At 72.4% G+C, this 17,891-nt stretch carries 17 protein-coding genes and 1 pseudogene; 9 read left to right on the top strand and 9 right to left on the bottom strand.

The features are described from left to right. Positions 1 to 6: 6 nt before the first annotated feature. The 3 genes from ACFU5F_RS35590 to ACFU5F_RS35580 all read right to left on the bottom strand — a co-directional run bounded on the left by ACFU5F_RS35590 (position 7) and on the right by ACFU5F_RS35580 (position 4,207). The gene (locus tag ACFU5F_RS35590) at positions 7 to 1,287 is read right to left on the bottom strand and encodes a DUF418 domain-containing protein (RefSeq protein WP_383896573.1); all 1,281 of its coding nucleotides are present in this window, start codon (positions 1,285 to 1,287) and stop codon (positions 7 to 9) included. A 122-nt stretch (positions 1,288 to 1,409) separates the two neighbouring features. Further along, complete coding sequence (locus tag ACFU5F_RS35585; RefSeq protein ID WP_383896570.1) at positions 1,410 to 2,549, bottom strand: hypothetical protein; 1,140 nt, start codon at positions 2,547 to 2,549, stop codon at positions 1,410 to 1,412. Further along, entirely contained in the window at positions 2,546 to 4,207 is a 1,662-nt protein-coding gene (locus ACFU5F_RS35580; RefSeq protein ID WP_383896567.1) for a serine/threonine-protein kinase, read from the bottom strand. The genes ACFU5F_RS35585 and ACFU5F_RS35580 overlap by 4 nt, the downstream gene beginning before the upstream one ends. Positions 4,208 to 4,394: 187 nt before the next feature. On the opposite strand from ACFU5F_RS35580, the gene ACFU5F_RS35575 reads away from it, so the two are divergent. Further along, a complete protein-coding gene (locus ACFU5F_RS35575) occupies positions 4,395 to 4,619 on the top strand; it encodes a DUF2945 domain-containing protein (protein WP_383896564.1) in 225 nt (74 codons plus the stop codon). Positions 4,620 to 4,635: 16 nt separating this feature from the next. Here the strand turns inward: ACFU5F_RS35575 and ACFU5F_RS35570 are convergent, their stop codons facing one another. The 3 genes from ACFU5F_RS35570 to chvE all read right to left on the bottom strand — a co-directional run bounded on the left by ACFU5F_RS35570 (position 4,636) and on the right by chvE (position 6,715). Then, positions 4,636 to 5,112 carry an MSMEG_6728 family protein gene (locus ACFU5F_RS35570; RefSeq protein WP_383896561.1) on the bottom strand — a complete coding sequence of 159 codons (477 nt, stop codon included), beginning with the start codon at positions 5,110 to 5,112 and terminating at the stop codon, positions 4,636 to 4,638. A gap of 140 nt (positions 5,113 to 5,252) precedes the next feature. Next, positions 5,253 to 5,456, bottom strand: coding sequence for a DUF4287 domain-containing protein (locus tag ACFU5F_RS35565; RefSeq protein ID WP_383896558.1), 204 nt, complete (start codon positions 5,454 to 5,456; stop codon positions 5,253 to 5,255). A gap of 170 nt (positions 5,457 to 5,626) precedes the next feature. Further along, positions 5,627 to 6,715 carry a multiple monosaccharide ABC transporter substrate-binding protein gene (gene chvE / locus ACFU5F_RS35560; RefSeq protein WP_383896555.1) on the bottom strand — a complete coding sequence of 363 codons (1,089 nt, stop codon included), beginning with the start codon at positions 6,713 to 6,715 and terminating at the stop codon, positions 5,627 to 5,629. Positions 6,716 to 7,493: 778 nt separating this feature from the next. Here chvE and ACFU5F_RS35555 point away from each other — a divergent pair. From ACFU5F_RS35555 to ACFU5F_RS35540, 4 genes are all read left to right on the top strand, one after another. Then, on the top strand, positions 7,494 to 8,312 hold the full coding sequence (locus tag ACFU5F_RS35555; protein WP_383896553.1) for a hypothetical protein: 819 nt from the start codon (positions 7,494 to 7,496) through the stop codon (positions 8,310 to 8,312). An 81-nt stretch (positions 8,313 to 8,393) separates the two neighbouring features. After that, positions 8,394 to 8,861, top strand: a complete 468-nt coding sequence (locus ACFU5F_RS35550; RefSeq protein WP_383896550.1) for a DUF5990 family protein — start codon at positions 8,394 to 8,396, stop codon at positions 8,859 to 8,861. Between the two features lie 272 nt (positions 8,862 to 9,133). Further along, entirely contained in the window at positions 9,134 to 9,337 is a 204-nt protein-coding gene (locus ACFU5F_RS35545) for a cold-shock protein (RefSeq protein WP_383896547.1), read from the top strand. Between the two features lie 802 nt (positions 9,338 to 10,139). After that, positions 10,140 to 10,505 (top strand): helix-turn-helix domain-containing protein, encoded by a 366-nt coding sequence (locus ACFU5F_RS35540; RefSeq protein ID WP_383896544.1) that lies wholly within the window; start codon positions 10,140 to 10,142, stop codon positions 10,503 to 10,505. A 3-nt stretch (positions 10,506 to 10,508) separates the two neighbouring features. On the opposite strand, the gene ACFU5F_RS35535 is transcribed toward ACFU5F_RS35540, so the two are convergent. Beyond that, on the bottom strand, positions 10,509 to 11,225 hold the full coding sequence (locus ACFU5F_RS35535) for a polysaccharide deacetylase family protein (protein ID WP_383896541.1): 717 nt from the start codon (positions 11,223 to 11,225) through the stop codon (positions 10,509 to 10,511). Between the two features lie 223 nt (positions 11,226 to 11,448). On the opposite strand from ACFU5F_RS35535, the pseudogene ACFU5F_RS35530 reads away from it, so the two are divergent. After that, positions 11,449 to 11,728: pseudogene (locus tag ACFU5F_RS35530) on the top strand (sugar ABC transporter permease); the annotation flags it as partial. A 41-nt stretch (positions 11,729 to 11,769) separates the two neighbouring features. On the opposite strand, the gene ACFU5F_RS35525 reads toward ACFU5F_RS35530, so the two are convergent. Beyond that, the gene (locus ACFU5F_RS35525; RefSeq protein WP_383896539.1) at positions 11,770 to 12,378 is read right to left on the bottom strand and encodes a TetR/AcrR family transcriptional regulator; all 609 of its coding nucleotides are present in this window, start codon (positions 12,376 to 12,378) and stop codon (positions 11,770 to 11,772) included. A 159-nt stretch (positions 12,379 to 12,537) separates the two neighbouring features. On the opposite strand from ACFU5F_RS35525, the gene ACFU5F_RS35520 reads away from it, so the two are divergent. Together ACFU5F_RS35520 and ACFU5F_RS35515 are read left to right on the top strand one after the other, a co-directional pair. Then, complete coding sequence (locus tag ACFU5F_RS35520; protein WP_383896536.1) at positions 12,538 to 13,608, top strand: patatin-like phospholipase family protein; 1,071 nt, start codon at positions 12,538 to 12,540, stop codon at positions 13,606 to 13,608. Position 13,609: 1 nt separating this feature from the next. Further along, a complete protein-coding gene (locus ACFU5F_RS35515; RefSeq protein WP_383896533.1) occupies positions 13,610 to 15,166 on the top strand; it encodes a flavin-containing monooxygenase in 1,557 nt (518 codons plus the stop codon). Here ACFU5F_RS35515 and ACFU5F_RS35510 read toward each other — a convergent pair. Further along, positions 15,139 to 15,552, bottom strand: coding sequence for a hypothetical protein (locus ACFU5F_RS35510; RefSeq protein ID WP_383896532.1), 414 nt, complete (start codon positions 15,550 to 15,552; stop codon positions 15,139 to 15,141). The genes ACFU5F_RS35515 and ACFU5F_RS35510 overlap by 28 nt on opposite strands. Positions 15,553 to 15,765: 213 nt before the next feature. Between ACFU5F_RS35510 and ACFU5F_RS35505 the strand changes: the two genes are divergently transcribed. Then, complete coding sequence (locus ACFU5F_RS35505) at positions 15,766 to 17,457, top strand: FAD-dependent oxidoreductase (protein ID WP_383896529.1); 1,692 nt, start codon at positions 15,766 to 15,768, stop codon at positions 17,455 to 17,457. Positions 17,458 to 17,891 lie beyond the last annotated feature (434 nt).

Genomic DNA, 17,891 nt, shown 5'->3' with positions numbered 1-17,891 from the left:
CGGGGCTCAGCGGACCGACCTCGCCAGGGTGGTGACGCGGTGGAGGAGGTGTTCCAGCGGGCCGCGGCGGAAGAAGCGGGACCAGACCGTCGCGAACAGGACGGCCCCGGCGATGAACGAGAGCAGCAGGGTGGTGGAGGCCGACTCCGGTGGGGCGGCCGCCTCGCCGGGGAGGGCGAGGATCACCAGGATGTGGCTCACGTAGAGGGTCAGCGACATGGTGCCGACGGCGATGACCGGGGTCGCCGCCCGGGCCAGCCACGGCAGCCGGTCCACTGCCACCGTCAGGCACAGGAGCACGGTGATCGCGATGCCCAGGCTGCCGATCAGGTCGAACGTGGAACCGCTGTGCGGCTCGGCCGCCAGCAGCCCCCACGCGTCGGAGCCCCACAGTCCGCCGCCGACCGGCATGTCGAAGGACGCCGACGCCGCGCCGGAGTCCTTCACGGCCTCGAACTCCTCCGGGGAGGGCATGCCGGACATGATCTTCTGATCGCCGCCGGACACCCGCAGCACCAGCCACGAGACGCCGTACCCGAACGCGATCAGCGCCGGGCCGACCACGGCCAGCCGTCGCCGTACCGTGCCGGAGGCGAGATCCAGCCGGCCCAGCGCCATACCGGTGACGACGAACGTCATCCAGGTGATCGCCGGGTAGAGACCGGTCAGCAGCAGGTCGAGGACGCCGACGCCGGAGAGGCGGGCGATCGGGTCGTAGGAGTCGATGCCGCGCACGAGCGATTCGCTGAGCAGCGCCCGCAGGGCGAACGCCACCTGCGGCGTGACGACCGCGAGCACGACCGCGACGGTCGCGAGCGTCCTGGCCCGCAGCCGCAGCAGGGGCAGGGCCAGCAGGAAGTACACGGCGTAGAAGTTGAGGATGCCGGCGCCGCCGAAGTTCGTCATCGCCAGCGCGACGCCCAGGGCCAGCAGGACCACGGCCCTGATCACGATCCGGGCCCTCGCCTGTCGGCCGGCCAGGCCGGTCTTCGGTTCCAGGCGGCCCGCGATCAGCGTCAGCGAGAACCCGGCGAGGGTGGCGAACAGCGCCGAGGCGCGGCCGCTCGCCAGGCCCAGGAACCAGTCGCCGACGCCGCCCCCCGGCGTCGGGAAGGGGCCCACATGCACGGCGAACATCCCGAACACGGCCAGGGCGCGGGCCAGGTCCACCGCGACCAGCCGCGCCGTCGGCGCGGCGCGTTCCGCCATCGTGGCGGCCCGGGGCGCGGCCCCGGGTGCGGCCAAGGAGGGCGGTGGCGGCTTCTCGGTGCTTTCGGTCTCGGTCACCGGGGCCACGTTGCCGGGGCGGGCGTAGGGCCAACCACCCTGCACCCCACGGGAGTTGCCCCGCCGGTCGGCTGTCGCGACCCCGCCGGTCGGCGGGGCCGGGGTCCGGCCCGACGGACCCGTCAGCGGCAGTCGTACGTGACCGGGACGGAGACCGTCCGCCGGGACGGCGAGAGGAGGCGCAGTTCGGCGCGGGCTTCCTGACGCCCCTTGCCCTGGAACGTCCACAGCAGGTGCAGACGGGCCTGGCGCTGGTCCCGGACCAGTACTTCACGCAGGACGCCCGAGGAGGTGCCGTCGCTGCGGATCCAACGGTAGGAGAGCGTGCCCGGACGGCCGTTCGTCCTGACGAGGCCGACGATGTCCGCGGTGCCGTCGCACCCCAGGACCTTCGGCTTGACCGTGGCCGCCACGGATCTCACCTGTACGGAAGGGCCGAGGCGCTGCCAGGCGAGGAAGGCGAGGACGCAGAGCAGCACCAGGGCGGGCAGGGCGTGCCGGCGCAGCCGTCTTCGGCGGGGCACGTGGACGGGTGGCACCGCGGGCAGCGTCCGGTGGGTGCGGTGCGCGACCTCGGGGGTCACCCCCGGGCCGAAGCGCAGCAGGGTGCCCTCGACACGGTCGGGCGGCGTCGGACCCGGCCCCTGATACGACTCCGGCTCCGGCCCCGTGAAAAGCATCCTGGTGGGCTCGGCCGCGGGCCGCGTCGGGGACTCCTCGACGAGCGTGTCACCGGACTCTGGCCGCTGGATCCAGTGGCTGGCCAGCACGGTGGCGCTGTATCCGGCGTCTTCGGAAGCGGGTTCACCGCTCGGGGGACGGGCGTCGACGGGGTCGCGACGGACGGTGGTGCCGTGCTCGTCGGCCGGTCCGGGAGGGACGGTGGTGCCCGGCTCGTCGTCGGGCCCCAGGCGAACGGTGACTCCCCCCTCCCCGGTCGCACCGAGCCGGACGGTCCCGCCGTGCTCCCCATCCGCACCGAGCCGGACGGTCCCGCCCTGCTCGTCGACGCGGTGGAAGAGAACGGTGGCGCCCCGGTCCCCGGCCGGACCGAGAGTGACGGTCGCGCCCTGTTCCCCGGCCGGACCGAACCGGACGGTGGCCTCCCCCGCCCCGGCCGCATCGAACCGGACAGTGTCCTCCGGCTCTCCGACCGGACCCAGCACCTCGGTCGCCTCGGCGTCATCGGACGGCGGCTCGGGCCAGTCGACCGGTCCGCTCGGTCCACCCGGCCCGTACGGCCCGTTCGGCGGCGCGGTCACCGGATCTCGCACTGTCTGGTCAGCAGCTGCTGCGACGCGCCGCCGTCGGCGGAGGCCGGGCTGGTCGTGCCCTGGACAGCCCAGTAGCAGCCACCGCGTCCGAAGGTGTGGTCGACGGTGATCGTGTACCGCGTCGCTCCCGTGCGCTGGAAGGTCTGGGACGCACCGTCCGCGGCACCGAGCTGTCCGAAGGTGTCGCCCTTGAAGAACGAGACGGTGACGGAGACCGGCCCGGTGCCGTCCGCGGTGATCTCGATGGTCGACGTGGCGGTCGTGGGACCCGTCTGCCGGAAGGCCGACACCGAGACGTCCTTGACGGCCGTGGCGGCGGGCGCGGAGGGGGCCGACGTCGTCGGCGCCGCCGTGCTCTCCGTGTCGCCGGGCGGTGTCGTCTCCGGACCCCCGGTCGAGGTGGCGGAGGCCGACGGCTCCCCCGTGTCGGTGGCCGTCGGCGCCGAGGGCGACAGACCGGGCGACGCCGACGCGTCCGCCGACTCGGTCGGGGACGAGGACGCGGAGGCGGACGGGGAGCCGGAGGAGGACTCGGCGGCGGGCCCCGACGGGTCCGCACCGGGCCCGGCGCTGGTGGTGGCCAGGGCCTGGGCCGCCTCCTGCGGAGCGGCTCCCGGGGCGTACTGGATGCCGTAGGTCAGGAGGACTCCCAGGAGCGCGGCGGCCCCGGACACGAGCATCCCGGGCCGACCGGGCCGCCAGGACCGCGCCCAGCCCCGGCCCGACCCCTGGCTCAGCACCGTACGCGCGGTGTCCGTGCTGCTTCGGGGGCCACCGCGGGCCGAGGGCAGCAGCAGGGGCAGCAGCGCCACCAGCGCGGCGAGGCGGCCGCGACCGCGTTCCTCCCAGTCGGGCCCGTAGGCGCCGCCGGCTGCCGTCTCCAGGTCCGTGACGAACGCCTCGACCTCCACGGGCCGCTGCTCCGGGTCCTTGGCCAGCCCCCGCCGCACCAGGTCCCGCAGGGGTTCGGGGACCTCACCCGCGGGGACGGGCGCGTCGATGTGCTGGAGGGCGAGCTCGGCGAAGTTGTCCCCCGCGTACGGCTTGTGGCCCGTCAGGCACTCGAAGAACGTGGCGGTGGCCGCGTACACGTCGGCGGCGGGGGAGGCGGGCGCGCCCGTCCACTGCTCCGGGGCCATGTAGGACGGCGTTCCCGCCACACCGGCGCTGGTGCCCGCGTCCACCGCGATCCCGAAGTCGACGAGCTTGGACTCCCCGTCGGGGACGACCAGCACGTTCTCCGGCTTGTAGTCGCGGTGGACGACGCCGACGCGGTGCGCGTCGGCGAGGCCGAGCAGCGACCCCTTGAGGATGACGAGCGCGGCCTCGGGGTCCAGCGGGCCCTGTCGGGCGAGCAGTGTCCGAAGGGACACTCCGTCCACCAGTTCCATCACGATGGCGGCGCCGTGCGGGCTCTCCACGTACTCGTACAGGCCGGTCACGTGCGGGCTCTGCAGTCCGCCGAGCAGCCGCGCCTCGGCCCGGAAGTCGCGTACGAAGCCCGGACGGGTACGCAGGGGCTCGCTGAGGTACTTCACGGCGACCGGAACACCGGTCTCCTCGTGCACGGCGAGTACGACCCGCCCGCTCGCGCCGGACCCGAGTTCGAGTGACTCGGTGTATCCGGGCACCGCCCATGTGTTCATTCCACCCCCAAGGCCGCCGTGCGCCGCCGTCCCGCCCGCTCCCGTGGGACCGGGTCGCGTGGAGAGTGAGACACATATTCGGCCATGGCGGTTGCGGTACGCCAGCCATGTGTTCGAAACGGGACCCGCGGGTCGTTTCCGGACAGTTCTCCCGGGCACTCGCGAGCCGACCGACAGGAGGTACCGCATGGCCGGGAAACGACAGCCACGCAAGGGCGACCGAGTGTCGTGGAAGAGTCATGGGGCCGAAGCCACGGGCCAGGTCGAGAAGAAGATCACCGAACGGACCGAGGCGGCCGGACGCACCGTCGACGCCTCCGCCGAGGACCCTCAGTACCTGGTCCGCAGCGACACGTCCGGGCGCACGGCCGTCCACAAGCCGCAGGCGCTGCGCGGCAGGAAGAAGGCGTGAAGCCCGCACCGGGCGGTCAGGGGGAGACCGCTTCCCGGTCGGACGCCGGCCAGACGTACGGCAGGTCGTCCGGTACGCCGGGGAAGGATCCGGCGTAGACGGCCGGGTCCTTGCGGAGCAGCGCGGAGCGGTGGCTGCGGTGGAAGGCGTCGTCACCGAGCCAGGGCGGCAGCTCCCCGGCGGCCGCCAGCCGCGCCTGGTCCCGGGCCGTGACGCCCGGCCGGAACGCCGTGAAATCGGTGACCAGGGTGGCCGCGCAGGTGTCCCGGTGCCCCAGCTCGCACCACACCGCGCAGATCTCCAGCCCGTACCGGACCAGCGCCTCCTCGTAACCCGCCCACATCCGCACCGCCGGATGACGCCGCCACCCGTAGCCCGGCCGGACGAGCCCGCGCAGCACCTGCAACGCCTCGACCCGCTGTTTGCCGAGCCGACGCCGGTCCAGGGCCTCCGCCGAGGCCCGGAAGTCGGGATAGGGCAGGAAGGTCTGCATGCCGTCGCCCCTCTCTACGCGCGCCGGCCCGCGGGCCGGCCCGCGCACCGCCTCCCGCGTACCCGCCCACGGGCGCACGAAGACCACATGGCGGGGCATCATGCGCACAGGTCCACACGAACGGCGGCGGAGCCCCTCGCTCACCCTTCGGCGAGCGTGTGGGCCACGAGGGCGTTCGCGTGGCCATGGCCCATGCCGTGCTCGCTCTTGAGCCAGGCGACGAGTTCCATGTGCCTGGTGAGCGGCGAAGCCCGGATCAGGTCCTTCCACTCGGCGATCGGACGGCCGTACTTCTTCTCGATCGAGGGGAAGTAGCCGGCAGGGCCCTTCACGGGTCCGGTCATGTCGGTCGCGTCCTTCCGTCGGTCCGCCGAGCGCCGCGCGGGTCGGTAAGGTCGTTTCACGTGAAACACCCACAGCGGTACGTGGCGGCTCGTGTCATGGGTGATGACCGGTGGGGGCGGCGGAAGTGATCGGCGTCCCGGCGTGATCCGGGTCACTCGACAGGCCCGGACTACTTGAGCTCCTCCTCCGTGTAGAGGTCGCTCGCGGCCAGGACGTACTCGTAGTTGGACTTGTCGACGCTGATCGGCTGGAGCAGGTACGCGGGCACGGCCTTGACGCCGTTCTTGTACGCCCTTCTGTTGTTCAGCTCCGGTGTCTCGCCGTTGAGGATGTCGTCGGCCATGTTCGCGGCCCTGCCGGCGAGCTGGCGGAGATCCTTGAAGACGGTCTGCGACTGCTCACCGGCGATGATCGACTTCACCGAGGCCAGTTCGGCGTCCTGTCCGGTGATGACCGGGAGGGGCTTGGCGGCGGTGCCGTAACCGGCCGCCTTCAGCGCGGTGATGATGCCGATGGAGATGCCGTCGTACGGCGACAGCACAGCGTCGACCCGCCGGTTCCCGTACGACTGGGAGAGGACCTGGGTCATGCGCTTCTGCGCGGTGGGGCCGTCCCAGCGCAGCGTGGTGATCTTGTCCATGTCGGTCAGGCCGGACCGGACCACCAGCTGCTTGTTGTCCAGATACGGCTGGAGCAGGTGCATCGCGCCGTCGAAGAAGAACTTGGTGTTGTTGTCGTCGGGTGAGCCGGCGAACAGTTCGATGTTGAACGGGCCCTTGCCGTCCTCCAGACCGAGCTTCTCGATGATGTGGCGGGCCTGGAGCCGGCCGACCTGCTCGTTGTCGAACGAGACGTAGTAGTCGACGTTCCGGGTGCCGAGGATGAGGCGGTCGTAGGAGATCACGGGGATCTTCGCGGCGGCGGCGCGTTCGAGCGCGCCGTTCATCGACTTGTTGTCGATGGCCGCGATGATCAGCGCGTCGACATCCTGCTTGATCAGCTTCTCGACCTGCTGGACCTGGGTCTGCGGGTTGTCCTCACCGTAGAGCAGCTCGGTCTTGTAGCCCTTGCTCTGAAGGTCCTCGACGACGCTCTTGCCGTCCGTCAGCCAGCGTTCGGAGGCCCGTGTGGGCATGGCGATGCCGATGGTGCCGCGCTCGGAGCTGCTCTGGCTGGTCTCGCCGCCGCAGGCGGACAGGGTGAGCGCGAGCGAGACCGCTCCGGCGAGGGTGGCGAGGGCGGCTCTTCGGTTGGGCATGGTGATCGTTCCCTGTTTCTTGTCGTCGTCGAGACGGACCGAACGTCAGGTGGAACGGCGCCGGCCGCGGAGGGTCCGCCCTGCGGCCTCGCGATTCCGCCTCGGCGCCGGTGGGCGGGCGGACGGGACGCGCCGGGTCATCGCGAATCGCGTCGCACGGCACCTCGGTCGAGCCGGTGGCCGGACGCGTCGGCGCCCCGGGGCCCGTCGGCTGTCGCGGTCCCGGTGCCCGCGTGCACCTGGACAGGGGTGAGGTGGTGCCACGGCGGACCGGCCACGTCTGTGCTGACTCCGGTGCTGCGCAGGGCACTTGCCTTTCCCGTCGTTCGAAATCTCGTCACATGGTCGGAAGATTGGCGAGATTGGCGTGACATTAGGAGCGGATGTGCCGGGTGTCAACGGAACGCACACAAACGCTTTCCGTAGCTGTCCGCCGAAGAGAACCGGGGTGTGGTTCTCGGTGACGTCCAGCATGGGGCACGGCGCCCGCGCCAGGAGGTAGTGATCTGGCCGATCTCGACACCATGGGCAGCGCGTCGACCGCCCGCGCATCGGGCGTTGGCGGTCGCGGCGGGCCCGGACCTCACGACGCAAGGCGGCGCGTCGGCCAACTGGCCTCCGCAGCGGAGGTGTTGCCGTGTCACAGGGGTGCGACGGCGGCGTCCTGAAGGGGGGACGGGCGCGACCGGACGGCTCCGGGACTCCTCCTCATCGGCACAGAGCGAGAACCGGCGGGAAGGCCGCCGTCACCGCCGCACCCTTTCGGAAGGAATCTCCCGTGATCAACCGCCACCTGCGCAAGGCCGTCGCCGTCACCGCCGCGCTCACCGCCGGTCTGCTGATGACGGCGTGCCAGAACGGCACGGACGACCGTTCGTCCGGCAAGGACGGGAGGACGGACACGGCGGCGGTCGCGGAGAAGGCGTCCGACTCCGGGAAGTCGAAGGGGGTCAGCGGCTCGTTCAGGAACGGCAAGGTCACGTATCTCGCCCCCGGCAAGTACATCGTGTCCGTGCCCGGCAAGGACGACCAGCAGTTCTGGATCGCCGACGACACCGAGGTCCACGGCGCCGGCACGATCTGCGGCGAGGCCGGGGCCAAGGTCGACGCGCCGTGCACACCGGACCAGTTGGAGGCGGCCGCCAAGAAGGCCGCGGTGAACGCGGACGTGGAGATGAGCAAGGGCGTCGCGACCCTGGTGACCGAGCGGCGAGCCGCTCAGCGGGGCGACGGCTCCGGGCCGGGGGCCGGTGGCGATTCAGGTGCCGGTTCCGGGGCGGACTCCCCTGAGACCGTCGTCGAGGGCATCGACCAGGGCAAGGGCGTCGACGGAACCTGGTTCGGCAACGTCTCCTACCTGGCCCCCGGCACATACACGGTCTCCGACATGAAGGGCGTCGAGCAGCAGTTCCTCGTCGCCGAGGACACCGAGATCATCGGATACGACGACATCTGCGATGCGGTGAACACCGGGCCGGGCGGCGAGGGCGGCACCTCCTGCACCGAGGCCCAACTGGAGACCGCCGCCAAGAAGGGCTTCAGCGCCGAGGTCGTCATCCGCAACGGCATCGCGACCACCGTCCGCGACGACCACTGAACGCCCCCGCCACCCCGGTGGCCCCGGGAACGCGGGCGGGCGGCGCCGGCGGGAACACCTGGGGGCGGGAAGATGGTCCTCATGCGCATCCGCATCGACGCCGTCGACCTCCCCGGCCGTACCCGCCCCGCCTCCGCCGACGGCAGAGTGCCCGCGTACGACAACCTCCATGTCGCCGTCCAGCGCCGGGACCGTCCGGCCGAACTCCTCGACCCGCAGCCCGGCGACGCCCCGTCCGCGACCTGGACCCTGGAGTGCACCCCGGGCACGGCACCGGCCGGCGCCGGGATCAGGGGGCCCTACGTGCAGAACCGGTTGGGGCGGCGGTTCGTCTACCTGTCGTGGGGCACGGTCGACGCGTCGGGCACCTTCACCATGTTCCGCCGGGCCAAGCTCATGCTCGACGTGATCCCCGACGACGTCCTCACCGCCGCCGCGCACGACGGGTTGCTGGTCGGACGCCTCGGCCTGACCGACCCCCAGGGCGGTCCCCTGTGCGCCCGCGTCGAGCCCCCGCTCATCACCTGGACCGCCGAGCGGGACGGCTAGGGGCCGGAGGACCCCACCACAGCGCGGGGGAATATCTGTATCCGCGAAGCCAGAAATAGACAGGGGGCGCGACGAGTATTCTTCGACCCTTCACCGGAACCGAATTCCGGATCATTCACGGCCGAACCGGAACGTGCCCGGGACGTGCTAACGTCGAGGCCAGTTGCAGGTGTGGTTGTCCAGAAGGTTCATTTCCCGACGGGTAGATCAACACGGCGACGCGGAATTGGCACACGGCGAATTCCGGACTTCGTCTCCGAAGGAGAAATGACATGGCTACGGGCACCGTGAAGTGGTTCAACGCGGAAAAGGGCTTCGGCTTCATCGAGCAGGACGGCGGCGGCCCTGACGTCTTCGCCCACTACTCGAACATCGCCTCCCAGGGCTTCCGCGAGCTGCAGGAGGGTCAGAAGGTGTCGTTCGACATCGCGCAGGGCCAGAAGGGCCCGACGGCCGAGAACATCGTCTCCGTCTGACACTCGCGGCAACACATTCTCCAGCAGCTGGGGCCCGCACCTTCGAGGTGCGGGCCCCAGCTCGTTGTGTTTCAGCCCTGCCGGGCGCTTCCTGACGGGAATTGGCACGGGTGGACGCGATCACTCCCAGCGTGCGCCCCGTACATCGTCCGCCCATTTCCCGCGCTGCCGCCGTTTTCTCCTTCCGTCGCGGAAAGAGGAGACTCGGATACCCCGGGCGCGTCGCTCTCCCCCCGCCCCGACGGACACACCCGGCCTCGCCCCTCAGGCGGCCGGGCGGCCCGGGGCCCCGCCCCCTGCTCGGCCCATCCCGCGGCGCGCCCGGGCCCGCCCGCATGGCCCGTCGGCATGGCCCGTCGGCATGGCCCGTCGGCATCGTCGTCACGGGTCGCGCGCCATCCATCACAGCCAGCCACAGGCAACCTGCGTCTCAAGACAACCAAAATCTGTCTTTGCCAGAGTAGACATTGGCCGCCGACGCGATTAGTCTCTGACTCGTTGAGACGGTCTGGCGACCTGCCGGACACGGAACGGCAAGGTCGCAGTACACGAGCAAGAACGGAGGAGACGCCATCAGGATCGCCCGGCCCGAGGGTTCCTCGGCCCGGGTACCGCAAGACCCCGGATGGGAAGGTGGTCTCCGGTCAAGCAGCCGCGATCCCCGCACCCCCCTTCGTCAGGGCTGGTAGCGGAAACAGAAGGTCGGCACAGCACGAGAGCCGGCAGATGGTGTTGAATTTCCTTCGGGGCCCTGGTGCCGTACGGCACCAGGGCCCCTCGACGCGTTGCACTACGAGGTGACATGACAGCAGACAACCCCCTCAGTGATCGTCTGGATGACGATGACTACCCCGCGTACACGATGGGGCGGGCCGCCGCGATGCTCGGCACCACCCCGGCCTTCCTGCGCGCCCTCGGCGAGGCCCGGCTGATCACGCCGCTGCGCTCGGAGGGCGGACACCGCCGCTACTCGCGCTACCAGTTGCGCATCGCCGCACGGGCGCGCGAGCTCGTCGACCGCGGCACCCCGATCGACGCCGCCTGCCGCATCGTGATCCTTGAGGACCAGCTGGAGGAAGCGCAGCGCCTCAACGCCGAGTACCGCCGCCGTGCCGGGCACGAAGCGCCCAACGGCTCGGTCTCCGGCGCGGTGCCCGGTTCCGGCTGACGGTCACGGCCGGTAGGCGGCCCGGTTGTGGTACGTGACCTTTCCGCTGGGGAGCGTGGCCGGGGCGAAGAGCTGATCGACGGTCACGAAGTGGAAGCCGCGGTCCTTGAGGGCTCTGATGATCCCGGGCACGGCGTCGACCGTCGTCCGGTGGATGTCGTGCATGAGGACGATGTCACCGGGCCTGGTCTGCGCGTTGACGTACTTGATGAGCCGCGCGGAGTCGCGGTACTTCCAGTCGAGAGTGTCGACGCTCCAGTGCACCAGCGGCCGTCCGGCGGCCGAGCGAACCGCCGCGTTGTGAGCGCCGTAGGGGGCACGGAACGTGGTGGGCTTCTTGCCGGTCGCCTGCTTGATCGCCGCGTCCGTACGGGAGAGCTGTGACTTGATCTTGGCGGCGCTGAGCTTGGTCAGGTCGGCGTGGTCCCAGCTGTGGTTGCCTATCTGGTGACCGGCGAGCGCCGCGGTGTTCATCGTCGAGGGGTTCCTCTGGACGTTCGTGCCGACGGCGTAGAAGGTCCCCTTGACGTCCCGCTCCTTCAGGAGGCGCAGCAGTCGCTGGGTGTCGGCGACCGGCCCGTCGTCGAAGGTGAGGGCCACGCACTTGACCTTGCGGCAGTCGACGGCCTGGGGCGCGGCCGAGGCGGATGTGGCGGTACCGGCCAGTGTGGTGCCGCACAGGGCTGTGGTGATGGCCGAGATGACGAGGCGTCGTTGCATCGGGTCCTCCGGTGACGGTGAAGTTCCCTTGTGAGCAGGGGACTTGCCTCGTAAGACGCACGTGGTGCGGCCTTGGATGTACACGGGAAGCGGAAGGGAACAGACCGGAACGAAGCGGGTCGGAGCGGAGCGAAGAGGAGCGGTGTTCCGGGGCCGGCGGCAGCACGCGTCGGGGCCGTTACGGAAGTGGTCCTCGGGGCACCGGAGTTGGTGCACCGGGGTCGTCGCCGCCTCGCGGCTCACCTCGGCGGCAGGTCCCGGGCTCCGGCATGCTGCTGATCAACGCCGTCGCCGTCATCGGCGGCACCAGCCTCTTCGGCGGGCGGGGCTCGACCTGGTCGGCGCTGCTGGGGGTCCTCATCATCCAGTCGATCGCCTCGGGCATGGCCCTGCTGGGGGTCCAGCCGGCGGTCCAGTTCGTGATCACCGGTGGGGTGCTGCTCATCGCGGTGGTCTTCGACTCCCTGGCCCGCCGCGCGGCGGAGTCACGCGGCCGGGCCTGACGGCATACGCCTCTCCCGGCCGCGACGAGGGCCTGTGCCGCTCACCCGGCGGTGTCCGTCCCGTCCATCCGCAGGACCAGCCGCAGCGTCTCGGTCAGGACGGCGGTGGGGACGGTCGGGTCGGCGACGCGCTGGACGCCGAGGCCGATGCCCAGGCTGAGCAGGGCCGCCGCGGCCCGGTCCGCGGGCATCGCCGGAGTGACCCCCAGCTCCGCGGCGAGCGCGTCGAGCAGCCGGGCGAGCGCCTCGCGAACCACGCCGACCCGTGCGGTGATCTCCCGCCGCAGCTCGGCGTCGTGCCGCGCGCTGGTGAGGAACTCGACCTCCAGCGTCGTCCAGGCCTCGTCGCCGATGTGCGCCTCGGCCCACCCGGCGAAGGCCGCCAGACGCTCGTCGATCCCGGCCCCGCCCATGACGGCGTCCGTGAGCAGCGCCAGCTGTTCGGCCCGGATGTCGTCGAGGGCGGCGAGGCACAGATGGCCCTTGCCGCGGAAGTTGGAGTAGACGGCGCCCTTGGAGTAGCCGGCCGTCTCCGCGACGTCGCTGAGCGAGGTGGCGGCGTAGCCGTGGGAGAGGAACAGCTGCCGTGCGGTGGCGACGAGCCGGTCCCGCGTGCGCTCCTGGCTCTCGACGCGGCTGAGGCGGGCCATGTCTCGCTCCCTCTCCCGTCCTGCGCGGTTCTCGGGAACCGGCGCGGTCGCGCACTCTCCCGGCACCCGGATCCTATCTCCGGCACGGACTGTCCACCGCCTTCAGATACCGCTAGTATCCGGATCTCGTCGGTATCCCGAATGGGCGGAGAGACCCCAGTGACCGCGACGAGCACACGAACGACCCCGGTCCGCACGACCCCCTCCCGGGGCTTGGTGCTGGGCTGCGGAGGAACACTCGGCGCGGCCTGGACGGCCGCCGCCCTGCACTCGCTCCAGCAGGCCACGGGTTGGGACCCACGCGCCGCCGAGGTCCTGGTGGGGACCTCCGCCGGGGCCGAGGTGGCCGCGCTGCTCGGTGCCGGTGTCGGCGTGGAGGAGCTGCTGGCCGCGCAACTGGGGCTGGCGGGCGCCCGTCCGGAACTTCTCCGGCACGTCGCCGCCCCGCCCGGCGCGCTGCCGCCCCGGCCGGCGGCCTTCCTCGGCTCACCCCGCCTGGCCCGCCGCGCGCTGGGCCGCACCGCTCCCGTACTGGCCGGGCTGTCCGGCCTGCTGCCCCAGGGCCGCGGCGACGACCGACGGCTGGTGACGCTCGCGGACGCGCTGACGCCGCCCGGCCAGTGGGTGCGGCATCCGGCGACCTGGCTGGTGGCCACCGACTTCGACACCGGCCGCCGTACCGTCTTCGGTCACCCCGACACCCCGCCGGCCGCCCTGCGGGACGCACTCCGGGCGTCCTGGGCGGTACCGGGCTGGTACCCGCCCGTACGCGTCGGGGGCCGCCGGTACGCCGACGGTGGCATCCTCTCCACCGCCTCCGCCGACCTGCTGGTCCCGAGCGGGCTCGACGAGGTGTACGTCGTCGCGCCGATGAGCTCGCGCTCCCCCGGACGGCGCCGGGGCCTCGGCCGGGCTGAGGCAGCGCTGCGCCGCGTCATGACCCGCACGCTCGACGCGGAGTGCGCCGCGCTGCGGGCGGCGGGCACCCGGGTCGTCCGCATCGAACCCACCGCCGTCGACCTGGAGGTGATGGGCGGCAACTTCATGGACCCCCGCCGCCGCCCGGCGGTCCTGGAGACCGCCCTGCGCACCACCCGCGCCCTCGTCCGCGAGGCCCTGGGGACAGGAGAGACCGGGGCGGCCGGGGCGGCCGAGGAAGCCGCCGTACGCACGGCCGCCACCGCGACCACGGCGACCACCGACCCCTCCGACGCCCGGACAGGAGCCTGAGATGACCCGGCCCGAGAACCACGAGAGCCCCGAGAGCCCCGCGACCTCCGGTGGCCCCGATGCCCCCGAGAGCGCGGCCGGCACCGTCACCCGCGAGACCCGCCACGTCGAGGCACTGATCATCGGCAGCGGACTCTCCGGTATCGGCGCGGCGATCAGACTGCGCGAGGCGGGCGTCCGCGACCTGGTGATCGTGGAGAAGGCGGACGACCTCGGCGGCACCTGGCGCGACAACACCTACCCGGGCTGCGCCTGCGACGTGCCCTCCGCCCTGTACTCGTACTCCTTCGCGCCCAACCCGGAGTGGACGCGGGCCTTCGCCGGCCAGCCCGAGATCCGCGCCTACCTCCGCGACACGGCGGAGGCGTACGGCATCACCCCGCTCATCCGCTACGGCACCGAGGTCACCCGGGCGCAGTGGAACCGGACCGAGGCCCGCTGGCACGTCGAGACCGGCCGCGACCGCTACACCGCCCGGTTCCTGATAGCCGCGGCCGGACCCTGGCACGAACCCCGGCTCCCCGACCTGCCCGGCCTCGCCGACTTCCCCGGCGAGGTCTTCCACTCCTCGCGCTGGCGCCACGACCACGACCTCACCGGCGAACGGGTGGCCGTCGTCGGCAGCGGCGCCTCCGCCGTGCAGTTCGTGCCCGCCATCCAGCCCCGCGTCGGGCGGCTGCACCTGTTCCAGCGCACCGCCCAGTGGGTGCTGCCCAAGCCCGACCACCCGGTGCCGCGCGCCGAACGATGGCTGCTGCGCAACCTCCCCGCGGCCCAACGGGCCCTGCGCCGGGCCGAGTACGGGGCGCTGGAGGCCCTCGGCGTCGGCTTCCGCCACCCGGCACTCCTGCGGGCGGTGCGGCAGGCCGGCACGCTCCACCTCCGGGCCGCCGTCAAGGACCCGGCGCTGCGCCGGGCGCTGACCCCCGACCACACCCCGGGCTGCAAGCGTCTGCTGTTCTCCAACACCTACTACCGGGCGCTGACCAGGCCCGGCGTCACCGTGCACCCGACGGCGGTCCGGGCCGTCGAGGGCAGCCGGGTCCTCGGCGCCGACGGCAGCGGTGCGGAGGTCGACACGATCATCCTCGGCACCGGCTTCCACATCCTCGACATGCCCATCGCCCACCGCGTGTTCGACGCCGACGGAGCCGCCCTCGACGACCACTGGAAGGGCAGCCCGGACGCCTATCTCGGCACCACCGTCACCGGCTTCCCCAACGCGTTCGTCCTCCTCGGCCCGCATCTCGGCACCGGCCACTCCTCGGCGTACGCGGTCCTCGAAGCCCAGCTCGACTATGTGGCGGGCGCGGTGCGCCACTTCCGCTCGGCGGGCCTGACCAGCATGGACGTGCGGCCCGAGGTGCAGGCCGCGTTCAACGCCGAGGTGCGGCAGGCGCTGCCGTCCACCGTCTACAACGCGGGCGGCTGCTCCAGCTACTACCTCGACGACAACGGCGTCAACAGCTTCAGCTGGCCCTGGTCGACGGGCCGGATGCGGCGGCGGCTGGCCCGGTTCGACCCCGAGGCCTACGTCGTGACGGGCACCGGCGGCTGAGGCCGCCGCCGGAGGGCCGCGACCAGGAAGGAGACGCCCGTGGTCACGGCGGCGGTGCCGACCGTCACCATCATGACGCCGATGACGAAGAGGCCGCTGGCGTCGTCCGACCAGTCGTAGAAGGAGGCCACGGCCAGACCGGCCGTGGTGCCGACGACGGCGCTCGCGATGTGCCGCCGGGACGCCGCCCAGACCACCGGGACCAGCAGGGTGAGCACCAGGCCGATCACCTGCCACGCCTCGTACGGGCCGGTCGACGAACCATCGGGGTGCAGGTCGCGCCGCTGGTCCCAGCCCAGCCAGGCGGCCCACATCGTCAGGGAGGCCACGGCCGTCACCAGGGCCGACAGCAGGGCGGGAACGGATCTCGGGAGTCGCTGGTTCATGACCCCAGCCTCCCGTCCCCGCCCTTCGGCCGGACAGAGCACACGTACTCATCCGCACCCGAGTACCTGAGCGCACGGGGGCCGGACGGGGGCCGTGCGGGGGCTGCCCCCTAAGCGGGTGAAGCGTGGGCTCCGGCCCGTGACGCGGGGCATGGATGAAGCCCCCGGCCGTATCCGGCCGAGTCGGCGGACACCACGCGCTGGAGTGGAGCGATGAACGCGATGAGACAGAGCCCGGACCGGAACGGTCCCACCGGTACCGCGACCCACGACGTCCCGGTCCTGATCGTCGGGGGGTCACTCGTCGGCCTGTCGGCCTCGGTGTTCCTGGGCAGGCTGGGGGTGCCGCACATGCTGGTGGAGCGGCACTCCGGCACCTCCATCCACCCGCGCGGCCGGGGCAACAACGTCCGCACGATGGAGGTGTTCCGGACGGCCGGTGTCGAGCAGGGCATCCGGCGGGCCGCCGCCACCCTGGCCGACAACCACGGCATCCTGCAGACGCCCACCCTGGTCGGCGACGCGGGCGAGTGGCTGTTCAAGGAGATCGACGCGGGCGGCGGCCTCGCCCGGTTCAGCCCCAGTTCCTGGTGTCTGTGCAGCCAGAACGACCTGGAGCCGGTGCTGGTCGAGCACGCCGAGCGGCTCGGCGGCGATCTGCGCTACTCCACCGAGATGATGTCGTTCGACAGCGACCCCAGAGGCGTCACCGCGGTTGTCAAGAGCCGGGAGACGGGCGAGCACACCACCGTCCGCGCGCAGTACCTCATCGCCGCCGACGGCCCCCGCAGCCCCGTCCGGGAACAGCTCGGCATCGGCCAGAGCGGTCCCGGCGACCTGTTCCACAACGTCAGCGTCACCTTCCGCTCCCGCGACCTCGCCGAGGTCGTGGGCGAGCGCCGCTTCATCGTCTGCTACCTGACGAACCCGGAGGCCGACGGGGCGCTGCTGCCTGTGGACAACCGGGAGAACTGGGTGTTCCACCTGCCCTGGCACCCCGAACACGGCGAGACGCTGGAGGAGTTCACCGAGGAGCGGTGCGTCGAGCACATCCGCCGCGCGGTCGGGGTCGCCGGCCTCGACGTCCGGATCACCGGCAAGGCCCCCTGGCACGCCGCCCAGCGCGTCGCCCGCGGCTACCGCTCGGGACGGGTCTTCCTGGCCGGTGACTCCGCCCACGAGATGTCCCCCACGGGTGCCTTCGGCTCCAACACCGGTATCCAGGACGCGCACAACCTCGCCTGGAAGCTCGCGGCGGTGCTCGGTGGCTGGGCCGGCGAGGGCCTGCTGGACTCCTACGACGCCGAGCGCCGCCCGGTCGCGGAGGCCACCAGCGCCCGCGCCGCCGCCCGCTCGGTCGAGCACAGCCACCCGGGCTTCGCCCCGGCCCCGGGCGTCGGCGGGGGCGGTGGCGGGGGCCCGCAGCGGGGCATCCTGAACGTGGCCCTCGGCTACCGCTACCCCCGGGGGGCCGTCCTCGGCACCGACCCCACGGCGCCGGTCGTCCCGGAACGCCTCGACCTGACCGGCGAACCCGGCAGCCGGGCCCCCCATCTGGCGGTACGGCACCGGGGGGACGGCATCTCCACCCTGGACCTGTACGAACGCTCCCTCGTCCTGCTCAGCGACGCGGCCACCGGCGGGGCGGGCGGCTGGCACGCGGCCGCGCTCCGCCTCGCCGAGACCATGTCCGTCCCCCTGACCTCGTACCGGTTCGGCACGGGACCGGACGCCGAGCTGACCGCGGAGGGCGAGAGGGACTGGGCGGCCGCCCACGGGACGACTCCCTCGGGCGCCGTCCTCGTACGGCCCGACGGCTTCGTGGCGTGGCGGTCCCCAGGGGCGGTCCCGGACGCCGAGTCCGCCCTGCGCGACGCCCTGACCACCCTCCTGGCGACCGACTGACCCAGGAACACACGGCCGGCCGGCACCGGGACACTCCCGGCACCGGCCGGCCGCGTCATGCGTGCGCGCCCATGGATGACCTGACTGCCCATCACATCGCCCGCGCTGCCGTACACCTGACGTGCCGTCGACGCTGCGTCCCCGGTGCGCACGCGCCGACGAGGCCCGGCGACCGGGACACACCCGGGAATCCCGCGAACCGCCCCCTCCCCCCACCACGGGCGGCCCGACCATGACCACAGACCGGCGACGCCGACGCTCACCTGACGACCCGTCGGTTCCGCGCGGGGACGCACACGCCGCCAAGGCCCGACGACGGGGACACACCCGGAAATCCTGCGAACCGGCCCGCCCACCACCGACGGCTCGGCCGCGTACGCCGACGGCCGACCCCGACCCCCACCGGCAGTCGGCGACCCGCGACCGGCGACCAC

The organism is Streptomyces sp. NPDC057438 (genome assembly GCF_042802995.1).
Classification (GTDB): Bacteria; Actinomycetota; Actinomycetes; order Streptomycetales; family Streptomycetaceae; genus Streptomyces.
The sequence above is the reverse complement of the archived record's forward strand: the minus strand, read 5'-3'. Positions and strand labels throughout refer to the sequence as shown.